Origin of the sequence: Parabacteroides sp. FAFU027, from assembly GCF_022808675.1 — a bacterium.
In the GTDB taxonomy this organism is placed as follows: domain Bacteria; phylum Bacteroidota; class Bacteroidia; order Bacteroidales; family UBA7332; genus CAXXIC01.
In genome coordinates this window covers 526,362-546,343 of the sequence record NZ_JAKZKV010000001.1, presented here as the reverse complement: position 1 = coordinate 546,343, position 19,982 = coordinate 526,362, and the positions used below count along the sequence as shown (strand labels likewise).

Genomic DNA, 19,982 nt, shown 5'->3' with positions numbered 1-19,982 from the left:
TTATGACAGATTCATATTTGGAAAACAGGCCTCTGCTCAGTGTGTTGCTGGTCACCTACAACCACGAGGCATTTATCCGTCGGGCACTGGATGGTGCTTTGATGCAGAAGACCGGTTTCCCTTTTGAAATTGTTATTGGAGAAGATGCCTCTACTGATAATACCAGGGCTATTTGTGAAGAGTATAATCGTAAATATCCCGATCAAATCCATCTGGTTACTTCTGCGGAAAATATAGGTCTGAACCAAAACTTTATAAGGACTTTTAAAGCTTGCCGCGGTAAATACATAGCCTATCTGGAGGGCGATGATTGGTGGATTACCGATGATAAACTCCGGAAGCAGGTGGAGATACTGGAAACACAACCGGATGTTGTTTTGGTCCATACAAATTGTAAATTACTGGATATAGAATCAGGTCACTTACAAGATCATTTCATCCGTTTCGATGGAGTCTGCATCAGGGAAGAGAAATCCGGTATTGATGGTGTTATTGCAGAGTTTGAAGGCTGTTTCCGTCCGATAAAGACATCAACCGTATGTTACCGTCGGGAAATTATGGCAGACATCCTGGCAGCGGACGAGTACCTTTTCTCTAATCCGGATTTTCCCACGCAGGATTTCCAGCTTTTTCAAGAGATGTGTTTACGGGGTAGATTTGTTTTTATTGATGAAGATACCACTGTGATAGGTTTTCATGATTCTATTTCAGCAGCAAAAGACAAGATCAAACAGGTGAAATTCAGATTTGGTTTTTTTCTAATCGGACTTTATCTGATTGACAAATATAAGCTTCCCCGATATACCATTGATACCTGGATACGGAAGGAGTTATACTTTTTCTTTAAAGATGCATTCGAACGAAAGGATCGTACTTATATATTAAAAGCACTTTCCGAATCGGCAAAAAGGGGGTATCATCTTCCTTTTCGACAATGGGTTAAGGCTCAGGTTGTGAAATATGTAATTTGATTTATCAGATAATAAGTGCAGTTATGAAAATAGCATTGGTGGCCAGTGAAGATTTCTTCTCTGATTATGGCGGCGGCCAGGTTTATGTGCGAAATCTGGTGAATGAATTGATAAGCCAGGGAAAGAATGTGGTGGTATTTTCTTTAGCGGAAAATAAATCGAGTATTCCCTCGGTGAAAAAAAGCGAGTTTGTCAGAAACTATAATGGGGTACCGGTTTACCGGGTTTTAAGTCCCGGCCTGACTAAAAAACAGTTGAAAGTACTCCTGGAAGAAGTGGAGCCGGATATTGTACACGCACACGGTTTTAAGATGCTTTTTGCACAAACCTGCCATGAAATGCGTATCCCGTGTGTTATCACCGCTCATCACGGGGGTATTTTATGCCCGCAAGGAGCATTATTAACCCATGAGGATGAGATTTGCAGGCTTCCGGCCAACGTAAAGACTTGCCTGCCGTGCGTATTACGAAATATCAGGACAGGGATAATCTGGTGGCCATTCCTGAAAATGATTCCCACGAATCTAAAAGTTGCAGTCGGTAAAAGACTTTCTTTGATGCCGTTTGTCCCATTTCTGACTCCCATAGGAAAAGCGTCTTACGATATAACGAGGAAAATCAAAGAATGGCAGGTCATCAGGGAGAATGCGACTTTGCTGATTGCCCCATCTCATGCCATAGCTTCGAGTATGATTCGCAATGGCGCGCGCTCATCTAAAGTAACGGTGATTCCCCACGGTATTCCTTTACTTGAAAAAACGGGAGATGAAACATCCGTCAGGGAGGTACTCCGGTTCTTCTTTGTAGGTCGTCTATGCCGGGAAAAAGGGGTACATATTATGCTGGATGCATTTACTCATTTTTCAAAGAAAAAACTTCCCTGTAAAGTTGAGTTGCATATAATTGGTGGTGCTGTAACGTCCAATGAAAAGAGATATTGGGGCGATCTGAAGAATAAATTCAGAATTGCAGAACCGGGTGAAACGCACAAACAAGGTCCGTTAGCCAATATTGTCTATCACGGAAAACTCTCACGGGAAGATACATTGCGGTTAATAGCGGGTTTTGATGTCTTGGTACATCCGGCTATTTTTCTGGAGGTTTTCGGCTTGGATATTGCTGAAGCGCAGATGCTGGGTAAACCCGTCATATCTACACGATGCGGTGGAGCCGAGATGCAGATTAGGGAGGGGGAAAATGGTTGGTTGATTTCTCCGAACCGGGTAGATGAACTGGTGAAAGCGATGACTGAATGCGTCAACAATCGGGAATTGCTTGAAAAAATGGTTATAGCATCAGGCAAACGGGTCATTCCTTTGCAAAAGCATGTTAGTGACTTAATGAATGTGTACCGTAAATACGCCATCAATTCAAGGTAACATATAATTTGTCGGGTTATGAAAGTCTGTTCTATCGTAGTTACCTATAACGGAGAGCATTGCATTGCCAGATGTTTGCATAGCTTGCTTGAAAGTACCTTAAAGTCTAAGGTGATCGTCATAGACAATGCCTCTTCGGACAAAACGGTGAATTTGATAAAAACAAATTTTCAGGATGTAGTGCTTATTCCACAAAGTAGAAATCTCGGATTTGGTGCAGCAAATAATATCGGAATAAGATTGGCATTAAATGAAAATGCCGACTATGTATTTCTCTTGAATCAGGATGCTTATATCGAATCGGATACACTGGAAAAACTGGTAGAGATAGCCTCCGGAAATCCGGATATCGGTATTCTGACCCCTGTTCAGGATTATGCTCCGGGTATTCCGGAACGCTATTTTACGATGTTTCTGAATGCCGGGAAATCAAAATATCCGGCAGTAGATAACCTTCAACCGGTGAATTTTATAGATGCTGCAGTTTGGTTGATTCCCATTGCAGTTGTGAAAAAAGTGGGGCTGTTTTCTCCTCTGTTTTACCATTATGGGGAAGATGATAACTATTGTGACCGTGTATTGTTTTTTAAATACAGGATATGTGTCGCAATGGATCAGGTCGCTTTCCATGAAACCCGTCAGGAGGTAACTTTTCCAAAGGGACATCTGATTTACCTGATCCGTCGTTTCAGGTTGAAATTGAGAACTTATCTTGCCAATCCTTGTCGTTTAGCAAAAAGCGAAATTCAGCGATTGATCAAAGAGATTTGGAATGAACCTGTTAGGGGAAAATTAAAAGCGATATTGTACCGGACGATTGTAATTACTGTCGTTATATGTGACCTGGCTTTTTACTTTGGAAAGATATCAGGATTTCGTTTCCGGTCAAAAAAAGAAGGAGCCTTTATCTAATAACGAAAAAAAACGTAAGTCGATAAATCATGAAAGTAAGCGTCATTATGGCCGTATTCAATGCCGGTAAATTTCTAAAACCGACTGTTGAAAGTGTTGTTAATCAGACTATGGCTGATTGGGAACTCGTGGCTGTTGATGATTGTTCCACCGATGATAGCATTGAAATTCTTCGTTCGTTTAATGATCCCAGAATCAAAATCATAGAAAAGAAGATCAATTCCGGAGCAGCAGAATCCCGCAATCTGGCCATCCAATATGCGCAGGGAGAATATCTGGCCGTGCTTGATGCCGATGATATTTCTTATCCCCGGCGATTTGAGAAACAGGTGGATTTTCTGGAAAAACATCCGGACATAGCCATTGTAGGGAGTTATGCTGATGCGATTGACGAGCATGGCAACAAGCTGTTTGATATCATACTTCCATTGAAATCAGAAGAGATTAGAACCAGGCTGCTGTTTGAAAGCGCCATGGTGCAGTCAAGCGCAATGATGCGAAGTGTGGTAATTACCCAAAACTCTTTGTATTACGATAAGGCATTTACTTACGTTGAAGACTTCGAGCTGTTTCAGCGGGCTTCACGGTTAGTAGAAATTGCCAATATTCCGGAAGTCCTGATCGCTTATCGCTATTCACTGGAAAATATTACAACCCGTCATTATAAAGAACAATCCGTCCTTGCCATAAGAGCAATCGGAAAACATTTGCAAGAATTAGATATTAAAACAGAACCGGTTCAGTTAGATCTTCTTCAAGCTTTATTGTATGACTTTCATCCGTTTACCCGATCTGAAAGAATTGAATTCGGGCGTTTATATTATGCAATCTTTTGTCATTGCAAACAATCCCGATCTTTTTCTGATACCATACTTCAGGCTTATTTTATGCGATTTCACCGGCTCTCATGTGCCGGAAGATGGGGGTATGCTAAAGTTCTGACTTCGGTTTTAGACCTGTTTCCAATATTAAAGAACAACTTTAACCAGTTGAATGCCTTATCATTTGTGCTCTTTTTTAAGAAAAGCATAGCGTTGGAAGTTTACCAAAAGCTTTTCGGGAGAAATAACAAATCAATGTCAATTTGATAGGATTCTTTCCTTCAAAAAAACGAAATCAATCAAAGAGTGTTTTTAATAAAAAGCAATAGCGGGATTTTTCATTTCTAAGTGGATCATAATAATTCGTTTTTATCATGGGCAAAATAAAAATATTGATGGATGTCAATTCGATCGTGGTCCCGACCGGACGTAAATATTTGTCTGGCATTGGACGAACCACGCTTGAATTATTGCTTGCTTTCCAGAAAATGAAGAATTTGCCCATAGATTTACGCCTGTTTACCCAACGATTGCCTGATAGCGGTATTGATCAGTACCGACTTCCTTTTGAACATCTCTATTTTCCACTTCCGGGAAGCGGTGTCATGAAGGATTGGGTTAATAAATTCAGGGTCAAGGAGTATTTTTATAAATATGATTTATACCATTTGCCGCATAACTATGATCAGGTGTCAAATGCTTCGAAAACGGTGTTGACCATACATGATGCGATGTTCTTCAGTTATCCGGAATCATTTCTGGGACATGATCAGGCACGGGAAATGTGCCCTAAACTGGCCCGAAAGTGCAGGGCAATTGTAACCTGTTCCAATTCATCAAAAAGTGACATTGTAAATTATATGAATATTCTCCCAGAAAAAATTACGGTCATACCATGGGGAGTGTCGCATATTGTTTTTCATCCTGAAAGAAATCCGGTAGAAATGCACCGAAAGCTCGAGGAAAGAGGTTTATTCAGACCATATTTTGTGATGATCTCCTGTGATATAGGACGAAAAAATACGATAGGCCTGATGAATGCATTTCGGATCTATTTGCAGGATAAAAATGCAGACCATGATCTGGTACTGGCGTGGAATAATCCTCCCCGGGATTACCTCGAAGAGTTTGCTCCTGAGATCAGTACAGGACGGATTCGTATTCTCCATAATGTAGATGATCAGTTACTCCGGCATTTATATAACGGTGCAACTGCTTCTTTTTTTCCGTCAAAATATGAAGGGTTCGGATTGCCTGTTCTGGAGTCTATGGCATGTGGGACACCGGTGGTAACTTGTGATAACAGTTCGCTGAAAGAGGCCGGAGGTGACGTGGCTATCTACGTAGAACCTGACGATGTAGAACAAATGGCCCAATGTATGAAAGACTTCGAATCTGGAAAAATTGACCGGAAGACCCTGGGGCATCAGTCTCTGATACATGCCGCTCATTACAATTGGCACCGTACAGCGGAAGAATATCTCCGTTTTTATCAAATGGCCTATATGCTTGGTTGAATTTATACCTTTGAATATGATTAGGTTATATCTGGAACAGTTTCTTCGTTTAATTTCCCTTTGGATTAAAAGGCGTATCATGCGACCTGTAAAGGAGAATGCCGAGGTAACAAGTCAACTGTTTTCCCCGGATGCCCGTATTTTGATCATCGCACCTCATCCTGATGATGAAATATTCGGTCTGGGTGGGTATCTGTTACGATATCGGGATCTTTACTATAAAGAGGAAGTCTCTGATATGATGGAGAATATCTTTATTTGTTTTCTGACAGATGGAGAGCATAGCCGGTCTCATATTCCCGCGCATGAAGTCAAACATAACCGGATTGAAACTTCAAAGTTGGCGCTAAACAGGCTGAAAATCATACATCAGAATGTGAAACGCCTCCATTTACCTGATGGTTGTCTTAGCGAACTTGCTCCTTCTGAACTATCAGCTGATCCGGTTACCCGAAATTCTTATTCCATTTTGTCTGAGTTTATCAGAGAGAATCAGATAAATACTATTCTTGTGACACATGAGGCTGATTACTGGCCTTTTGATCATGTGACGGCCTTTGATCTGGCGCGTCGCCTGAGTAAGGATAATCGTTGCAGATTGTATGGATTCTGGGTTTGGGCCTGGTATCAGCAGTCGATTATGAATGTTTTGAGAATGGATAAACGGCATTATAGTTTGTTGCCGGTTACAGAAGTGAGAGAGGAGAAACTGAGACTCATAGACCTATATCTCAAAGAAAAAGATGCGGATGGAGTTCCCTGGATCGGTGCTTTACCTAAAGCGTTTTTGTCATCCAATAAGTGGAAGTTTGAAGTTGTGGAACTAATACTCTAAGGTTCATGGAAAATATCAAATGGCATTGGATAACATCCTGGGAAGAGGTCTTTTCTGAACGAACTACCGGTTTATGGAGGGAGTTTTATGACAAATGCAATACTGCTTCAGTGTTTCATCATCCTTCAATGGGATTGGCCTGGCTGAATAGTTATCGTCAGATTCAGAACATCACGCCTTATTTCTGGTGCGCTGAATTTGATGGTTTTAAGCTTTTCTACCCCCTTGTTATCTGGCGCCGTAACTGGAAAAATATTTTCCAGAAATTAATCGTGCCTGTCGGGTTTTCAGATTTTGACTATCTTGATCCATTAGTAATAGGCGAAATACCTTCACATTTAAAGCATAATCTGGTCGGTTTTTTTATCCGTGCAATAACTTCTGATTCAGATGCAGACGAAATCATCTTAAGTGGAATAAGGGAAGTATCACCTTTTCTTCAAACCTCCATAAAGTATAAGTCTGAAATTTGTCCTCAGCTCCATCTTTCGAAGTTTGATGATTTTGCTGCATTTCAAAGATCGTTACGGACATCCCTGCGTGGAGACCTTAACCGTCAACAGCGTAGATTGACAGAAAGAGGTAATCTCTCCCTGAAAGTTTATTCGAAACATGAACTGGATGAAGTATTCACCCAGCTTCATTGTCTGTTAGCTTTCCATAAACAACGTTACCCAAAATCGTATCAGGCTCCGAATTTGCATGATGCAATCGTAAGAAGTGCATTAGACGACGGATTTCTTCATTTTTCTACATTAATGCTTGGTAATCAACCTGTCAGTTGGCATCTCGGTTTCTGTGAGCGAAATGTGTTTTACTACTATCTGCCAGCTACTCATCCTGATTTCCTTCACTTTTCACCGGGAAAGATTCATTTGCTTTACCTTAATCAATGGGCGCTCGGGCACAAAGTAGATATTTTTGATCATCTGCGGGGAGAAGAGAATTACAAAAGCGGATGGACTGATTCTGTACAAAAACTTTATCAGGTCAGAATCAATAATCCATCCCTGATCAGTCGTTTTCGAAATTGTTTCGTAGACATGAAAAACAAACTTTGATATTGAATCAGCCAACCCCGAATTGAGGTTGGCTTTTTTATGAAACGAAACATTTGGGCATTCATAGGAATGTTAATTGTGAATGAGCATTAAGTTATATACTGAAACATAAAAACTTACTTCTCCCTTTTCTTGTTTCATTATTAGAGATTGCTGCACAGAGGATCTCATCAGTATTGATAAGCTATTGTATATTATTATTTATGTTCTGTAATGAACAAGCGAAAAAACAATAAGCATAAAACGGTCGTTATCAGTATTCCCTGTTTACTTATTGGTGGAACTGAAAATCAGACACTTTATCTTGCGAGAGCACTGTCTGAACTAAAATTCAGGGTAATTATCGCCTGCTATTTTGAATGGGATCCGCTGATGGTGGATGAGTATCGCAAAGTTGGTGCAATTGTATGTTTGTTATCACCTGAAGCGACTAAGGATCAATCCGGAAATGATAGCTGGAGGCGTCCAAAAGGTCTTAAGAAGATCTCCTTTTTATGGCATAGTTTAAGGGAAATAGTGAAATTATACCGACCGGAGATCGCTCATGTCCAGTATATGGATCCGGGTGCTCTGCCGATTCTGCTGTTTAATCTATTAGGTATAAGGTATTTATTTGCAACGGTTCATCAATCTGGAGCACCATATGGGAAATTTCATCATTTGTATCTGAGAATGGCCGTATTATTCACAACCCGCTTTACAGGTATATCAAAACATGTCCTGGATTCTTGGTTTGGTGATAAATGGCCACACAATGTGGTCCTTTTATACAATACGATAGATCTTGATAGAATTAATCGAATCAGAGCAAATACAAATGTTGATCAAGTGAAAATGACATTGGGAATAGAGGAAAAGCAAGTCATTGGTGCAGTTGCCCGTTTAAGTCAAATCAAAGGAGTTGATTTGCTCCTTGATTCTTATTCGCTGATATATAAAGAGATGCAGGAATCAGTTTTATTAATTATCGGAGATGGAAATTGTAGGGCTGAGTTAGAAGCAAAGGCACAGAATCTTGGAATCAATGACCGGATTATCTGGATGGGTAAACAATCTCCGGAAGATACTATTACTCTGGAGCAGATATTTGATATCTGTGTGTGTCCCTCTCGGTATGAAGGTTTTGGGCTGATTGCACTGGAGGCTCTTTCGTCCGGTATTCCGGTCGTAGCATTCAGGGTAGGGGGACTGCCTGAAGTCGTTGAAGATAAGGTAAATGGTATATTGATATCACCGGGTGATGTGACGGGGCTTGCACAAACTTGTTCTATGTTATTAGATAATAAAGTATTGCGGGCGCAACTGGGGGGCAACGGAAAAGCGGTTGCTGATAAATATGGCTATGAGACATATAAGAACGCCGTGAGAGATTTGTATCAACCGTTTTCCTGATTTCCGGATTTCACAATGTAAAACCATGGCCTTAAGTTAACAACTTAAATATGGAAAAGCAAACTCTGAATTTTTTCCGATGGATAGTATTTACGACAATTTTACCCTATCTGAATATTATACCATTTGTTCCTTTCTATCTATACGGTTTTTCGCTTAGAGGATGGGCATGGATGATAATGTTGATAGTGGCCGTAATAACTTTATTGACAGGGAAAAGGATAACAATTCCTCTTTGGGTCTGGTTACCGTTTGTGGTTTATATTTTGGGGTATAACCTGTTTGACTTTTCATTTCTGGGAGTTCAGCTATCTTTTCAATACCTGGTTTCAATATTGGTAGGATATGCAGCATCTACTTTGATATACACGGATTGGGTAATTGATAAGTTATATCAGTTCGCAAAACAGTTTATTGTTGTTTTTTTTACGATCTGCTTTATTTCGTTGTTATTGTACCAGGTCACTCCGTTTTCGGCATCCACAGTAATGACTTTGACGGTTTTTGCGTCATTATTTTTATGCTACTATTTTAACACCAAAAACTGGATTGGTATTATAGGATATGTATGTTGCCTTTTTTTTCCGGTATATATGGTAACCCGTACTGGCGCAGTGGCGGTATTGCTTGTAGCGATCGGACATTTTGCAAACCGCAATTTTATTAAGAAAGGCTTTGTTATTGCTGTTATCGGGTTTCTCGGTATCGCTATTTTCAACTTAAAAGCTTTTCAGGAAAAGAATTTCGGAAAGGTGGGTGGGTCAATCGAAGATCTTAATTACGGGAATAAGCATTTTAATACGAATGGAAGGATTTATCTGTACTCCCTATTGACTCCGGGACTTGAAGAATCTCCAGTTTGGGGTAATGGTCCAAGGGCGGATCTTAAACTATTGGAAAATAAAGGATTAAAGGTGAAAGAGGTGCACAACGATTATCTGGCAGTAAGATATAATTACGGATATGTGGGCTTAGGGTTGATGTTATTGGGTTTTATCGCTTTAGCACTATTGATGCTTTACCATAGAAATGATATTCAGGATAAATTTACCTATTGGATGTACACTTCGGCAATGACGCTTTTTCTGCCCTTTTTTACACTTATGTACACCGATAATATATTAAAGTATTCGATCTTCTTCGGGAACTTCCAATTTGCAATGATAGGGATTGTGTTTAGTCGTTTGTATTGGATACGCAGATATAATCTGACTTTCCGGAAAGAGGAGGCTGAAGATCCGGCCCGTTTGATTGAAAATTATGAAACAGTTTGATTTATGATTAGTATTGTCATTCCATTGTATAACAAAGCTCAAACAATTGCAGATACATTAAGAGCCGTTCTCAATCAGACTTTCCAAAGTTATGAGGTGATCTTGATTAATGACGGATCTACAGATGGAAGCACTCAGGTTGTAATTGACTTTTTGATTGACAAAGGATATAAAATAGTGGAAATATCCCAGGATCACTGGGTCACCCAGGATGGGAAGTTTTCACTTGTAAGTCAGCCTAACGGTGGTGTTTCAAGAGCCAGGAACAGAGGAATAATGGAGGCTCAATATGATTACATTTCTCTCCTTGATGCTGATGATACCTGGGAATCACAGTATCTGGCTACAATTGTCGGATTAATACAAAAGTATGGAGAGCATTGTGACTTGTTTGCAACCGCTTACCGGTTTTATCATGGAGAAGGCGTTTATTCGGACTTAAAACTGAATAACCTTCATATCTGTGGTACTGACGGGATTCTGAAAAACTATTTTGAAGTAGCTTCTCATTCACATCCTCCCATCTGGTCAAGCAATGTTGTGATATCGAAAGCAGCCTTGAACAATGTTCACGGATTTCCGGTTGGGATTCATTCTGGTGAGGATCTGTTGACCTGGGCTAGATTGGCAGCCCGATATTCAATAGCCTATTCACTTTTGCCTCTTGCCGTATTTAACCAACCGGAAAGTGCTGATTTCAAACCCAAAAGATTGCCCGATCCCCAAAATAAGGTCGGAGCAGAGCTGATGATTTTATGGAAAGAAACGCGGGCTCATGGGTTAAAACCATATATTGGACGCTGGTTTGAAATGAGAGCATCCGTTTATCTACGATTGGGCGAGAATAAAGCCGCTTTCCGATCGCTCCTGAGCGCATTGAGATTTGAATTTAAATTGAAATATATTGCCTATGCGTTGCTGATTATCTTGCCGGTAAAATGGCGGTTAAAGGCATTTAGTCACCGAAGCCAGTACAATAAAAGACACTGAAAATAAATAGCTAGCAATAGATGAACGATTAAAAACCGTGCCAAAATGTATGCGCCTGTAATTCTCTTTGTATACAATAGACTGAACGAAACAAAATGTACCGTTGAGTCTTTGCTTCGAAATAAATTGGCGAAGCATACTCAGTTGTATATTTTTTCTGATGCTGCAAAAGTTGCCGAAGAGATAATCGTAGTTGATGAAGTAAGGCGGTTTGTTTCATCTATTGAGGGGTTTGAACAGGTACATATTCATTATGCAATTCAAAATAAAGGACTTGCACGTTCAATTATTGAAGGAACCAACGAGGTTATATTGTTGCATGAAAAGGCAATAGTGATGGAAGATGATTTGGTGGTTGCCTCAGATTTTCTGGACTATATGAATCAATGCCTGGAGATGTACGCTTACCGTAAGAATATTTGGTCGATTGCCGGATATTCGCCACCGATAGAGATTCCGACATTTTATCCTCATGATGTTTTTTTGTTTGGAAGAGCATCCTCTCACGGTTGGGCGACCTGGCTTGATAGGTGGTGTAAAGTGGACTGGCAGGTGAAAGACTTTGAAACTTTTTCTTCCAACCGGAAGGATAGAATCGCTTTTGATATGACGGGAAACGATATGTATCGTTTGCTGGAATTACAGCAAATGGGGCGCATGAATTCATGGGCTATCCGGTTCTGTTATTCTCAGTTCCGAAATAATGCATTTACAGTCTATCCGGTGAAATCAAAAGTGCAAATCAAAGGCTATTCAGCTCAGGCGACTCATAACGGTCTGGCGGACAGACGACACTTTGTTGAACTTTTCGAGGGAGAACTGTATCCTGAAGTTGATGTCTCTGTCGATACAGTTATTTGGAACAGATTCCGGAAACATCAGGATTTACGCCCGATTGGAAAGATTGGATTCTTTCTCTGTAAATACAATCTGGGCTATAAGCAGATTAAGATAATACTCAAGAAGCTGTTCGGACAATAAAATTATGGAATATGGAGTTCTGGAAAATCATAAAATCAGACCTGAAAAGATATAAGAGTCACGGCAAGTTTGAGTGGTTCGAACCCTCAATTGGGGTTATTATCCTTTTTCGTATAGGGCATTCGTTGAGGCAGATCCGATTTGTTCCTGTCCGATGGTTGCTGAATTTATTACATCTACCTATTTATATGATTACCTGTTTCTTCTCCGGGATACACATTGCGAGAGGAGCTTCAATCGGTCCCGGATTACGGATTTTTCATTATGGTTGTATTGTGATAAACTCCGGAGTTCATATTGGCGAGAACTGCACCATTCGTCATGGCGTAACTTTGGGAAACCGTCGGGAAGATTTTGATTTACCTGTGCTGGGTGATAATGTCGATATTGGAGCCGGTGCTAAGATTTTGGGAGCAGTGCATGTGGGAAATGATGTTTCTATCGGTGCTAATGCTGTTGTAATCAGAGATGTGCCTGATAATAGTATTGCCGTCGGAGTGCCGGCCAGAATAATTTCAAAGAGCGAAAAAGATAATGAAGAACAGAATACTCTTTTTTGATTTTGGTTTTGGTGGTCATGTTATGGAATGGATGAACCATTTCTATAAAGCCGCTACACAAGACTCAGAGGCCGATTTTTTCTTTGTATTTCGTGAAGATGAATTTCTGAAATATTCGCCTTTGATGACCTGGGATAAAGTAGCCAATATTAGTATAATACTGATGCCTCTTAATTACGTATCTCTTTCATCAAAAGGTTCTTATCTGGTAAAAATATTCTACAGGAATTATCTTCTCTTGAAGTATATCCGTCAGACCAAAGCAAATAAGGTTTTTTTGATTAACCTGGAACAGTTTATGCCATTGCTTGGTTTGTCCTGTTATCGTAAAACAGAGGTTTCTGGAGTTATTTATAATATGTTCTTATACAATTGGGAGCATTTGTCATTTCTTCGTCGGGTTTTGTATAGCTTCAATTACATGTTATTAGCGGTAAACAATGGCTTTAAGACAGTTTTCCTGTTAAACGATTCCAGCTCAGTTTCATATCTTAACCGGAAATTGAAGACGTCGAAATTCCGCTTTTTACCCGACCCGATTCCTGAAATTAATCCTCCGGAAGATAAGAACGAACATAGTAAGAAGATTCGGTTTCTTCATTTTGGAGGTTTGTGCAACAGAAAGGGAACAATCCGGATTCTGGACGCATTACTTCAGTCAAAAGAAGAAGGCCTCAAAAATAAGGCAATCATTTTTGCCGGAGTAGTTTATCCTGAGATAAAAACGGAGTTTTATGACAAGATAAGATTATTGGAAAATAAAATTGAGATTACGATACATGACCAGTTTTGTAGCTATGAACTATTAGGAGAGTGTTGTGCTCAGGCTGATTATATTTTAGCCCCGTATGAAAATACCTCATTTAGTTCCGGTTGTATTGGTTATGGTGCTTTGTTTGATACAACATTGGTTGTTCCCCGTCAAGGATTATTGGGAAAACTGGTTTTTCGCAATAATTTGGGTGTATTGATCAATGATTTTTCCATAGAGTCATTACGGGACTTTTTAGAGGCTCCCGTGGAGTATATATCTGATATTAGTCGACGTAAAAGTTATGTGTCGGGGAATAGTGCTTCCAATTTTGTAGAGCGTATTTTTGATGATATAAACAGCTGATAGCTTTCAAATAAGAATAAGTGGAATCCTGAATATGGAAACAGTTCAAAATATAAAATTGGAGACTTTTCCTCTATGTCCCTCAAGAGAAGAATCAGAAGCAATGAAGGGTGTTTTTATTATCCTCATTGTAATGGCTCACAATACATTGCTAATTCCGACTTCTTCTCCCTTACAAAATTATTTCTACCAGTTTCATTATTTCTCCTTTTTTATCCTGCCTTTTTTATACCCGCGCTCATCTTTAACACTGCAACGTACAATCAATTATTTTATAAGGTTTTATGTGCCATATTTTTGGTTTTTTCTGGTTACATATCTGGCGTATTCTGTGGTGTGGTTGCGTAATGGATTTGATTTGATTCAGTTTTTATCGGTTTTCTGGCGTGGTGAGATTAGTCAGATCAAGCAGGTGACCGGATTTCACTTTTTGTGGTTTTTACCGGCTTTTTTCATATTCTCATTGCTGAGAGATATTTACTCAACTTCCGGTAAAATAGTCAGGATTTTGCTTTTTTCAATTTCGATCTTAGTTCATTTCTCTGCTTATCTGGGCTTGCCGTCGTATGCACAGTTACGGCTCTGGATTCCATTGGGAATAGTGCAAAGTCTTTTCCTTTTTCCTATGGGAGTTATCTCTGTTTCTATTCTTCGTTACGTGCCTCGGTTTCGGTTAAGAGCTGATCATGAGAGTATTCACCGGATATATGCAGGTTGTTTAGCCTTGTTGGTATTTGCAATATTGAGTTTTGATTTTATGGAAAATCCGGGACTGGGTGCTGCTACATACAGTGAGGAGATTCGGAATATCTTATTGGCGGTCTTTTTCTTTACCCTTATATATATTTTCAGGCGTGAGTTTAGCCGGATTAGATTGTTAAGGGTTTTAGGCAAATATTCGCTGGAGATTTATCTGTTCCACTTATTTATATATAATGGGTTGATGTATCTGGTTCATGTTTCAGGATGGACGGAAAGTCTGTTTATGGGACTAATTATCCTGTGTGCAACGCTCCTTTTAACCTTGATATTGATTCTAATACTTCAGAGAAGCAAGGTGCTGCAAAAAATTCTTTTCCCTAAAGAACTAATTCATTTTAAGCGTGTTTTACAATAAGAAAGCCTTTTATAAACATAAAGGTTTTCAGCATGTTAAAGATACTCAGCTCACCCATGAGTTGCACTATGAGATAGACCTAAACCAAGAAATTCGTATCCTCTTTTTCCTATCCCGATTTTAAGATTCCGGAAATCGGTGTAGTCTTGTTTAACTCTTCGCGATTATGAAGATTTTGCTTATTCATAATGAATATGGTAAGTATTGTGGAGAAGAAGCCGTAGTGGATAAAATGGATAAAATGCTTTCTGCCAGTGGACATGAAGTCCGTCGTTTTACCCGTTTCAGCGCTGAGATTCCGCAAATGTTTCTGGGAAAAGTGCGTGCTTTTTTTGCTGCGCTGTTTAATCCAATGGCCTTTATTCAGTTGCGAAGGGTGTTGAATGAATTTCAACCGGACGTCGTTAATGTCCATAACCTGTATCCGTTTATCTCTCCCGCTATTCTTTTCTATATCCGAAAAAGAGGTATTCCCGTGGTGATGACCATTCATAATTTCAGGCTAATGTGTCCGACTGGATTGTTTATGCGTGATGGACTGCCTTGCGAGAATTGTCTGCATGGACGTGAATGGAACTGCGTGAGGTATAATTGCGAACACTCCATTTCTAAAAGCACAGGTTATGCGCTTCGCAACTGGTTTGCCCGAGTGACGGGTGCATATCTGAAATGTGTGGATAGATATGCGTGCATTACTGATTTTCAGCGTCGTAAAATGATCTTAGCGGGATTCCCGGCCGATCGTATAGAAGTGATTCCGAATTTTCAGGATAAGGTTGACGAGCCCGCTCCAGTCAGAGGTAGTTATGTCGGATATTCAGGGCGTATCAGTTACGAGAAGGGTGTGGATATGATTATCGAAGTGGCACGCAGGCATCCGGAAATTCCATTTGTGTTAGCCGGGGAAATCCGAAAAGAGTCTTCAGATAAGATGCTGCAGATTCATGACCCTCAGTTGCCGAATATCCGGTTTGCAGGCTATTTGCAAGGAGAAAAACTATCTGAATTTTATGAGAATGCCCGGTTTACGGTAATGGCCAGTCGGTGGTATGAAGGTTTTCCGATAACGATTCTTGATGCGGCAAGTTTTTCCAGGCCAACAATAGGACCAAACCAGTCCGGATTTCGCGAAATTATCCGTGATAAGCCGCAACTGGACACATCCAAAGGACTGGAGCAGGAAAATACCGGTATGTTGTTTCGTCCGTTGGATGTTGATGATCTGGAACAAAAGGTCGTTTGGTTATGGACACATCAGGAGGTTGCGGAAAAAATGGGGCAAAATGCCTTCAGGAGATTGAAAAGTAAATATACTACCGAAGCGGTCAGCAAACAGTGGGAGGTGCTATTGCAACGAATGGTTTCAGAAAAAAGTTGTAGCCATGAACGAATATTTCGGCATACGGTACGAGTTTGAGCACCCGGAAGTCCTCCGGTTGATTGAAAATGCGTTATCCGAAGACCGGAAAGGATTTGTCTGTGTAGTTGACGGAGTGGTATTGACTCATTCGGTGAAAGAGCCTGCGTTCCGGTCGATTCTACAAACAGCTTTGTTTAATGTGTGTGATAGCAGTTGGGTGCCCGTGTATTTGCGGCTGATATATCGGAAAAGGATGAAGCAGTATTCCGGCAGTGAGCTTTTTGAGGATATTATTCGTCAACGGAAATACAAGATGACGTTTCTCGGAGCATCAGACTCTTTATTGCAGGCATTGAAAAGCCAGTTAGTTGGGATAGATTCCCGAATTAAAGAAATGTCCTTTGAATCGCTGCCTTTTTGCTCTTATGATGAGTTTGATTTTAAAGAAATAGCAGATAAGGTCAATCTCGTATCTCCTGATATTATCTGGGTAGGGCTTGGCGCTCCCAAACAAGAGCATTTTATGAATAACCTTTTACCCTATATCGACCGGGGTGTTATGATAGGAGTAGGGGCGGTATTTAAATTCTATTCCGGAATAGAAGATATGAAAAGAGCGCCCCGCTGGATGGTCAATTATAAGCTGGAATGGTTGTACCGCTTGATCTCAGAACCGGCAAAACAGTCGCGCCGTGTTGCTCAGATATTGCGTTTTACTCCGCAGTTAATTTTAAAGGAATGTAAAAACAGAAAGCCATGCTAAACCTAATCCTTACCTTCATTACGGGCATCATAGTTTCTATTTATGCAGTATCACGGGTGCTCAAGCTGGCTATTGCCAGGAATTTGCTGGATGTGCCGGATAAAAACCGGAAAATTCATACCCGGAGCGTGCCTATTCTAGGCGGGCTGGGACTATTTATAGCTTTGGCTTTTGCATTTACAGCTTTTACGTTCGATGGGATGCCCAAGGGATTGATTCGTACATTTGGGGGGATAATCGCCCTTTTTATGATTGGACTGAAAGATGACTTGTTGCCGTCAAAACCTATCCGCCGCCTTGCTTACGAAACGTTGGTTTCCCTGGTGCTGATAATCGGGTCGGATATCCGGTTTACCAATATGTTCGGGCTGTTTGGCTTTACTCAAATTGATTACTGGCCAAGTGTAATATTGACCTGGTTATTTATTGTTGGGATGATTAATGCGTACAATATGATTGATGGCATTGATGGTTTGCTGGGGTCTATCAGCCTTTTGGGAGCGTTGTGTTATGCGTGGATTTTCTTTGTATATAAAGATTATCACTGGGCACAGTTTTGCCTGGCGTTGGCAGGTGCTTTGATTGGATTCCTGTATTTTAATACCTATCCGGCCAGAATATTTATGGGAGACAGCGGCTCAATGTTGTTGGGAGGGGCTTTCTCGGTCATGTCGTTGCATTTTCTCGACTTTACAACTTTCCAAAGCAATGACCTGAGACTGTTTTTTCCTCCGGTAATTGGAATTAGTATTGTGGCTATTCCTGTTTTTGATATGATGGTCGTGTTTGTAACCCGGATGATGCGTCGGGTATCCCCTCTAAAGGCAGACCGAAGACATTGCCATCATCGGTTACTTGATCTGGGATTAAATCATTTCCAGGCAACTATGATATTATTGGCAGCCAATCTGGTGGTAATCATTTTCGGATATTATTTGCAAATGTATTTCAGTATGTACACATCGTTGATCTTTCTGACTCTCTTCATATTGGGCTTAGAGGGATTGTTACTGGGACTTCATATCAGAAGACAAAGATCGAGCATCCGGGAGATCACTGGTGAAGAAAAGGTGGTTTTGCTGAAAGTAAAACTCTGACATCCCGTTTTTATATAGCCACTGAAAAGCGCAGAGACCTGGTCTTTGCGCTTTTTTGATGCCGAATCACTACTTTTGTACCAGAATTGATAGTTCATGGAAGATACTTATAAAACAATTGCCGCCATATCCGAAGGTTTATTTAAAGAGAAAATGAGCCGCTTTATCGCATTTGCCATTCCCGTGCGGACGGTGGATGAGGTGAAGTCTCATCTGGAGCGTTTCCAGAAGGAATATTACGATGCCCGCCACATCTGTTATGCCTATATGCTGGGCCATACCCGTACAGAATTCAGGGCAAATGATAACGGAGAGCCTTCGGGAACGGCCGGTAAACCCATTCTGGGACAGATTAATTCATTCGGGCTTACGGATATTCTGGTGGTGGTTGTGCGGTATTTCGGCGGAATAAAACTGGGAACCGGAGGGTTGATTGTCGCCTATCGGGAAGCTGCTCAGTTGGCTTTGCAGGAAGCTGATATAATCGAAAAGACGGTCGATGACGATGTGATGGTCCGCTTTGAATATCCGTTTATGAATGATGTGATGCGGATTGTCAAAGAAGAAGGGCCTGAAATCATTCGCCAGGTGTTTGAGATGGACTGCGAAATGGTGTTGCGCATTCGCCGTGCACAGGCTGACCGGTTACGGGAGCGTTTATCGAAGGTGGAATCGGCAACTGTTGAAAATCTGACCTGAATAGCCTCATATAAACCGGCTTAGCAGCTCATTGGGCTTTTCGCAACTGATGACATATTTCCTGTTTTTGGTAATGATGAGAATCATATTTCGTTCATCCGTTGCATAGGAAAAGTAGCTGCCGATTTCGCTATTGTAAAACCAACCCAGATAACCGAATAGCCCACCACTACCGAATTTCCGGATAGCATATCCGCTTTTATAGGCGCTGATGGCAATAATGTCTTTTCGGTGAATAATGACCGAACTAAACATTCGTCTGACTATCAGGTCATCTTCGTTAATGTCAATACAAATTGGAGAATAAGCCAGGCAATAAAGCGTTGCCAGCAAGATGATAAAGAAGATGATGGTGTGGCCATCAACCGCTGATTGATAAAGGCCGAAACCAATGATTAAAAGGGCAATAACGGTAATCACCCTGACCGTTTTACTCCAAAGACATCTAAACCTCATAGTTTACTTCTTTAGTGGTACGATAATATTGTGGAAAAGGCAATGGCAGACATTGATTCACCGGAGTTGCCAAAGGCAAAGATAGCGATAAAACAGGCGTTTTGTTCATCTGTAAGCACTATCTTTGCGGGATGAAAATTTATTGGGAAATATTTTACAGCTTTCTGAAGATTGGGCTTTTTACTATCGGCGGCGGATGGGCGATGGTTTCGGTCATCGAGCAGGAGATTGTCCATAAAAAAGGTTGGATGACCAAAGAAGAATTTGTTGATTCTTTGGCGATTGCCCAGACGGTTCCCGGAGTACTGGCCATCAATATGGCTAACTGCGTAGGCTACCATATCCAGAAGAAGAAAGGCGCCATGATGGCCATATTGGGTAGCGCTCTGCCATCTTTCCTGATTATACTGGTGATTGCGATGTTTTTTAGAGGTATTAAAGATAATCCGGTGGTGGAGCGAATCTTCAAAGGAATCAGACCGGCGGTTGTTGCCCTTATTTGTGTCCCCGTGTTTACTACTGCCAAATCGGTTGGGATTAACTTCCGGAATGTCATCATTCCCATTCTTTCTGCACTGGTTATCTGGCAGCTCAAGGTCTCGCCGGCCTATGTCTTCCTGTTTGCTGCAATCGGAGGCATTGTATATGTTAAGTATTTTCAGAAATAAAAGACCGACTCT

The 19,982-nt window shown here is 40.7% G+C and carries 20 protein-coding genes; 19 read left to right on the top strand and 1 reads right to left on the bottom strand.

Annotated features, from left to right (window positions below):
* The first annotated feature begins 2 nt into the window (after positions 1–2).
* The 18 genes from MLE17_RS02435 (at position 3) to MLE17_RS02355 (ending at position 18,846) form a co-directional block, all read left to right on the top strand.
* Positions 3–971 (top strand): glycosyltransferase family 2 protein, encoded by a 969-nt coding sequence (locus tag MLE17_RS02435; protein ID WP_243346589.1) that lies wholly within the window; start codon positions 3–5, stop codon positions 969–971.
* A 23-nt stretch (positions 972–994) separates the two neighbouring features.
* On the top strand, positions 995–2,350 hold the full coding sequence (locus MLE17_RS02430) for a glycosyltransferase family 4 protein (RefSeq protein ID WP_243346587.1): 1,356 nt from the start codon (positions 995–997) through the stop codon (positions 2,348–2,350).
* An 18-nt stretch (positions 2,351–2,368) separates the two neighbouring features.
* Complete coding sequence (locus tag MLE17_RS02425; RefSeq protein WP_243346585.1) at positions 2,369–3,262, top strand: glycosyltransferase family 2 protein; 894 nt, start codon at positions 2,369–2,371, stop codon at positions 3,260–3,262.
* 29 nt (positions 3,263–3,291) lie between these two features.
* A complete protein-coding gene (locus tag MLE17_RS02420; RefSeq protein WP_243346583.1) occupies positions 3,292–4,350 on the top strand; it encodes a glycosyltransferase in 1,059 nt (352 codons plus the stop codon).
* A 107-nt stretch (positions 4,351–4,457) separates the two neighbouring features.
* Positions 4,458–5,600 carry a glycosyltransferase family 4 protein gene (locus MLE17_RS02415; protein ID WP_243346582.1) on the top strand — a complete coding sequence of 381 codons (1,143 nt, stop codon included), beginning with the start codon at positions 4,458–4,460 and terminating at the stop codon, positions 5,598–5,600.
* Between the two features lie 79 nt (positions 5,601–5,679).
* Entirely contained in the window at positions 5,680–6,435 is a 756-nt protein-coding gene (locus tag MLE17_RS02410; RefSeq protein ID WP_243346579.1) for a PIG-L deacetylase family protein, read from the top strand.
* Between the two features lie 5 nt (positions 6,436–6,440).
* Positions 6,441–7,496 carry a GNAT family N-acetyltransferase gene (locus tag MLE17_RS02405; RefSeq protein WP_243346578.1) on the top strand — a complete coding sequence of 352 codons (1,056 nt, stop codon included), beginning with the start codon at positions 6,441–6,443 and terminating at the stop codon, positions 7,494–7,496.
* Positions 7,497–7,709: 213 nt separating this feature from the next.
* Positions 7,710–8,888 (top strand): glycosyltransferase family 4 protein, encoded by a 1,179-nt coding sequence (locus tag MLE17_RS02400; RefSeq protein ID WP_243346577.1) that lies wholly within the window; start codon positions 7,710–7,712, stop codon positions 8,886–8,888.
* A gap of 50 nt (positions 8,889–8,938) precedes the next feature.
* Positions 8,939–10,162: a hypothetical protein gene (locus tag MLE17_RS02395; RefSeq protein WP_243346567.1), complete on the top strand. Its 1,224-nt coding sequence runs from the start codon at positions 8,939–8,941 to the stop codon at positions 10,160–10,162.
* Between the two features lie 3 nt (positions 10,163–10,165).
* Complete coding sequence (locus tag MLE17_RS02390) at positions 10,166–11,152, top strand: glycosyltransferase family 2 protein (RefSeq protein WP_243346565.1); 987 nt, start codon at positions 10,166–10,168, stop codon at positions 11,150–11,152.
* Between the two features lie 45 nt (positions 11,153–11,197).
* Complete coding sequence (locus MLE17_RS02385) at positions 11,198–12,133, top strand: glycosyltransferase family 2 protein (RefSeq protein WP_243346557.1); 936 nt, start codon at positions 11,198–11,200, stop codon at positions 12,131–12,133.
* Between the two features lie 11 nt (positions 12,134–12,144).
* Positions 12,145–12,693 (top strand): serine O-acetyltransferase, encoded by a 549-nt coding sequence (locus MLE17_RS02380; protein WP_243346555.1) that lies wholly within the window; start codon positions 12,145–12,147, stop codon positions 12,691–12,693.
* On the top strand, positions 12,668–13,810 hold the full coding sequence (locus MLE17_RS02375) for a hypothetical protein (protein WP_243346546.1): 1,143 nt from the start codon (positions 12,668–12,670) through the stop codon (positions 13,808–13,810). The genes MLE17_RS02380 and MLE17_RS02375 overlap by 26 nt, the downstream gene beginning before the upstream one ends.
* A 34-nt stretch (positions 13,811–13,844) precedes the next feature.
* Positions 13,845–14,927, top strand: coding sequence for an acyltransferase family protein (locus MLE17_RS18935; RefSeq protein ID WP_410795592.1), 1,083 nt, complete (start codon positions 13,845–13,847; stop codon positions 14,925–14,927).
* A 166-nt stretch (positions 14,928–15,093) separates the two neighbouring features.
* Complete coding sequence (locus MLE17_RS02370; protein ID WP_243346544.1) at positions 15,094–16,344, top strand: glycosyltransferase family 4 protein; 1,251 nt, start codon at positions 15,094–15,096, stop codon at positions 16,342–16,344.
* Positions 16,310–17,050 (top strand): WecB/TagA/CpsF family glycosyltransferase, encoded by a 741-nt coding sequence (locus MLE17_RS02365; RefSeq protein ID WP_243346543.1) that lies wholly within the window; start codon positions 16,310–16,312, stop codon positions 17,048–17,050. Before MLE17_RS02370 ends, MLE17_RS02365 begins: the two co-directional genes overlap by 35 nt.
* Complete coding sequence (locus MLE17_RS02360; RefSeq protein ID WP_243346540.1) at positions 17,044–18,147, top strand: glycosyltransferase family 4 protein; 1,104 nt, start codon at positions 17,044–17,046, stop codon at positions 18,145–18,147. Before MLE17_RS02365 ends, MLE17_RS02360 begins: the two co-directional genes overlap by 7 nt.
* A 96-nt stretch (positions 18,148–18,243) precedes the next feature.
* Positions 18,244–18,846, top strand: coding sequence for an IMPACT family protein (locus MLE17_RS02355; protein ID WP_243346539.1), 603 nt, complete (start codon positions 18,244–18,246; stop codon positions 18,844–18,846).
* 6 nt (positions 18,847–18,852) lie between these two features.
* On the opposite strand, the gene MLE17_RS02350 is transcribed toward MLE17_RS02355, so the two are convergent.
* Positions 18,853–19,302, bottom strand: a complete 450-nt coding sequence (locus tag MLE17_RS02350) for a PH domain-containing protein (protein WP_243346536.1) — start codon at positions 19,300–19,302, stop codon at positions 18,853–18,855.
* Positions 19,303–19,433: 131 nt separating this feature from the next.
* Here MLE17_RS02350 and MLE17_RS02345 point away from each other — a divergent pair, with 131 nt between their 5' ends.
* A complete protein-coding gene (locus tag MLE17_RS02345; protein WP_243346534.1) occupies positions 19,434–19,970 on the top strand; it encodes a chromate transporter in 537 nt (178 codons plus the stop codon).
* Positions 19,971–19,982 lie beyond the last annotated feature (12 nt).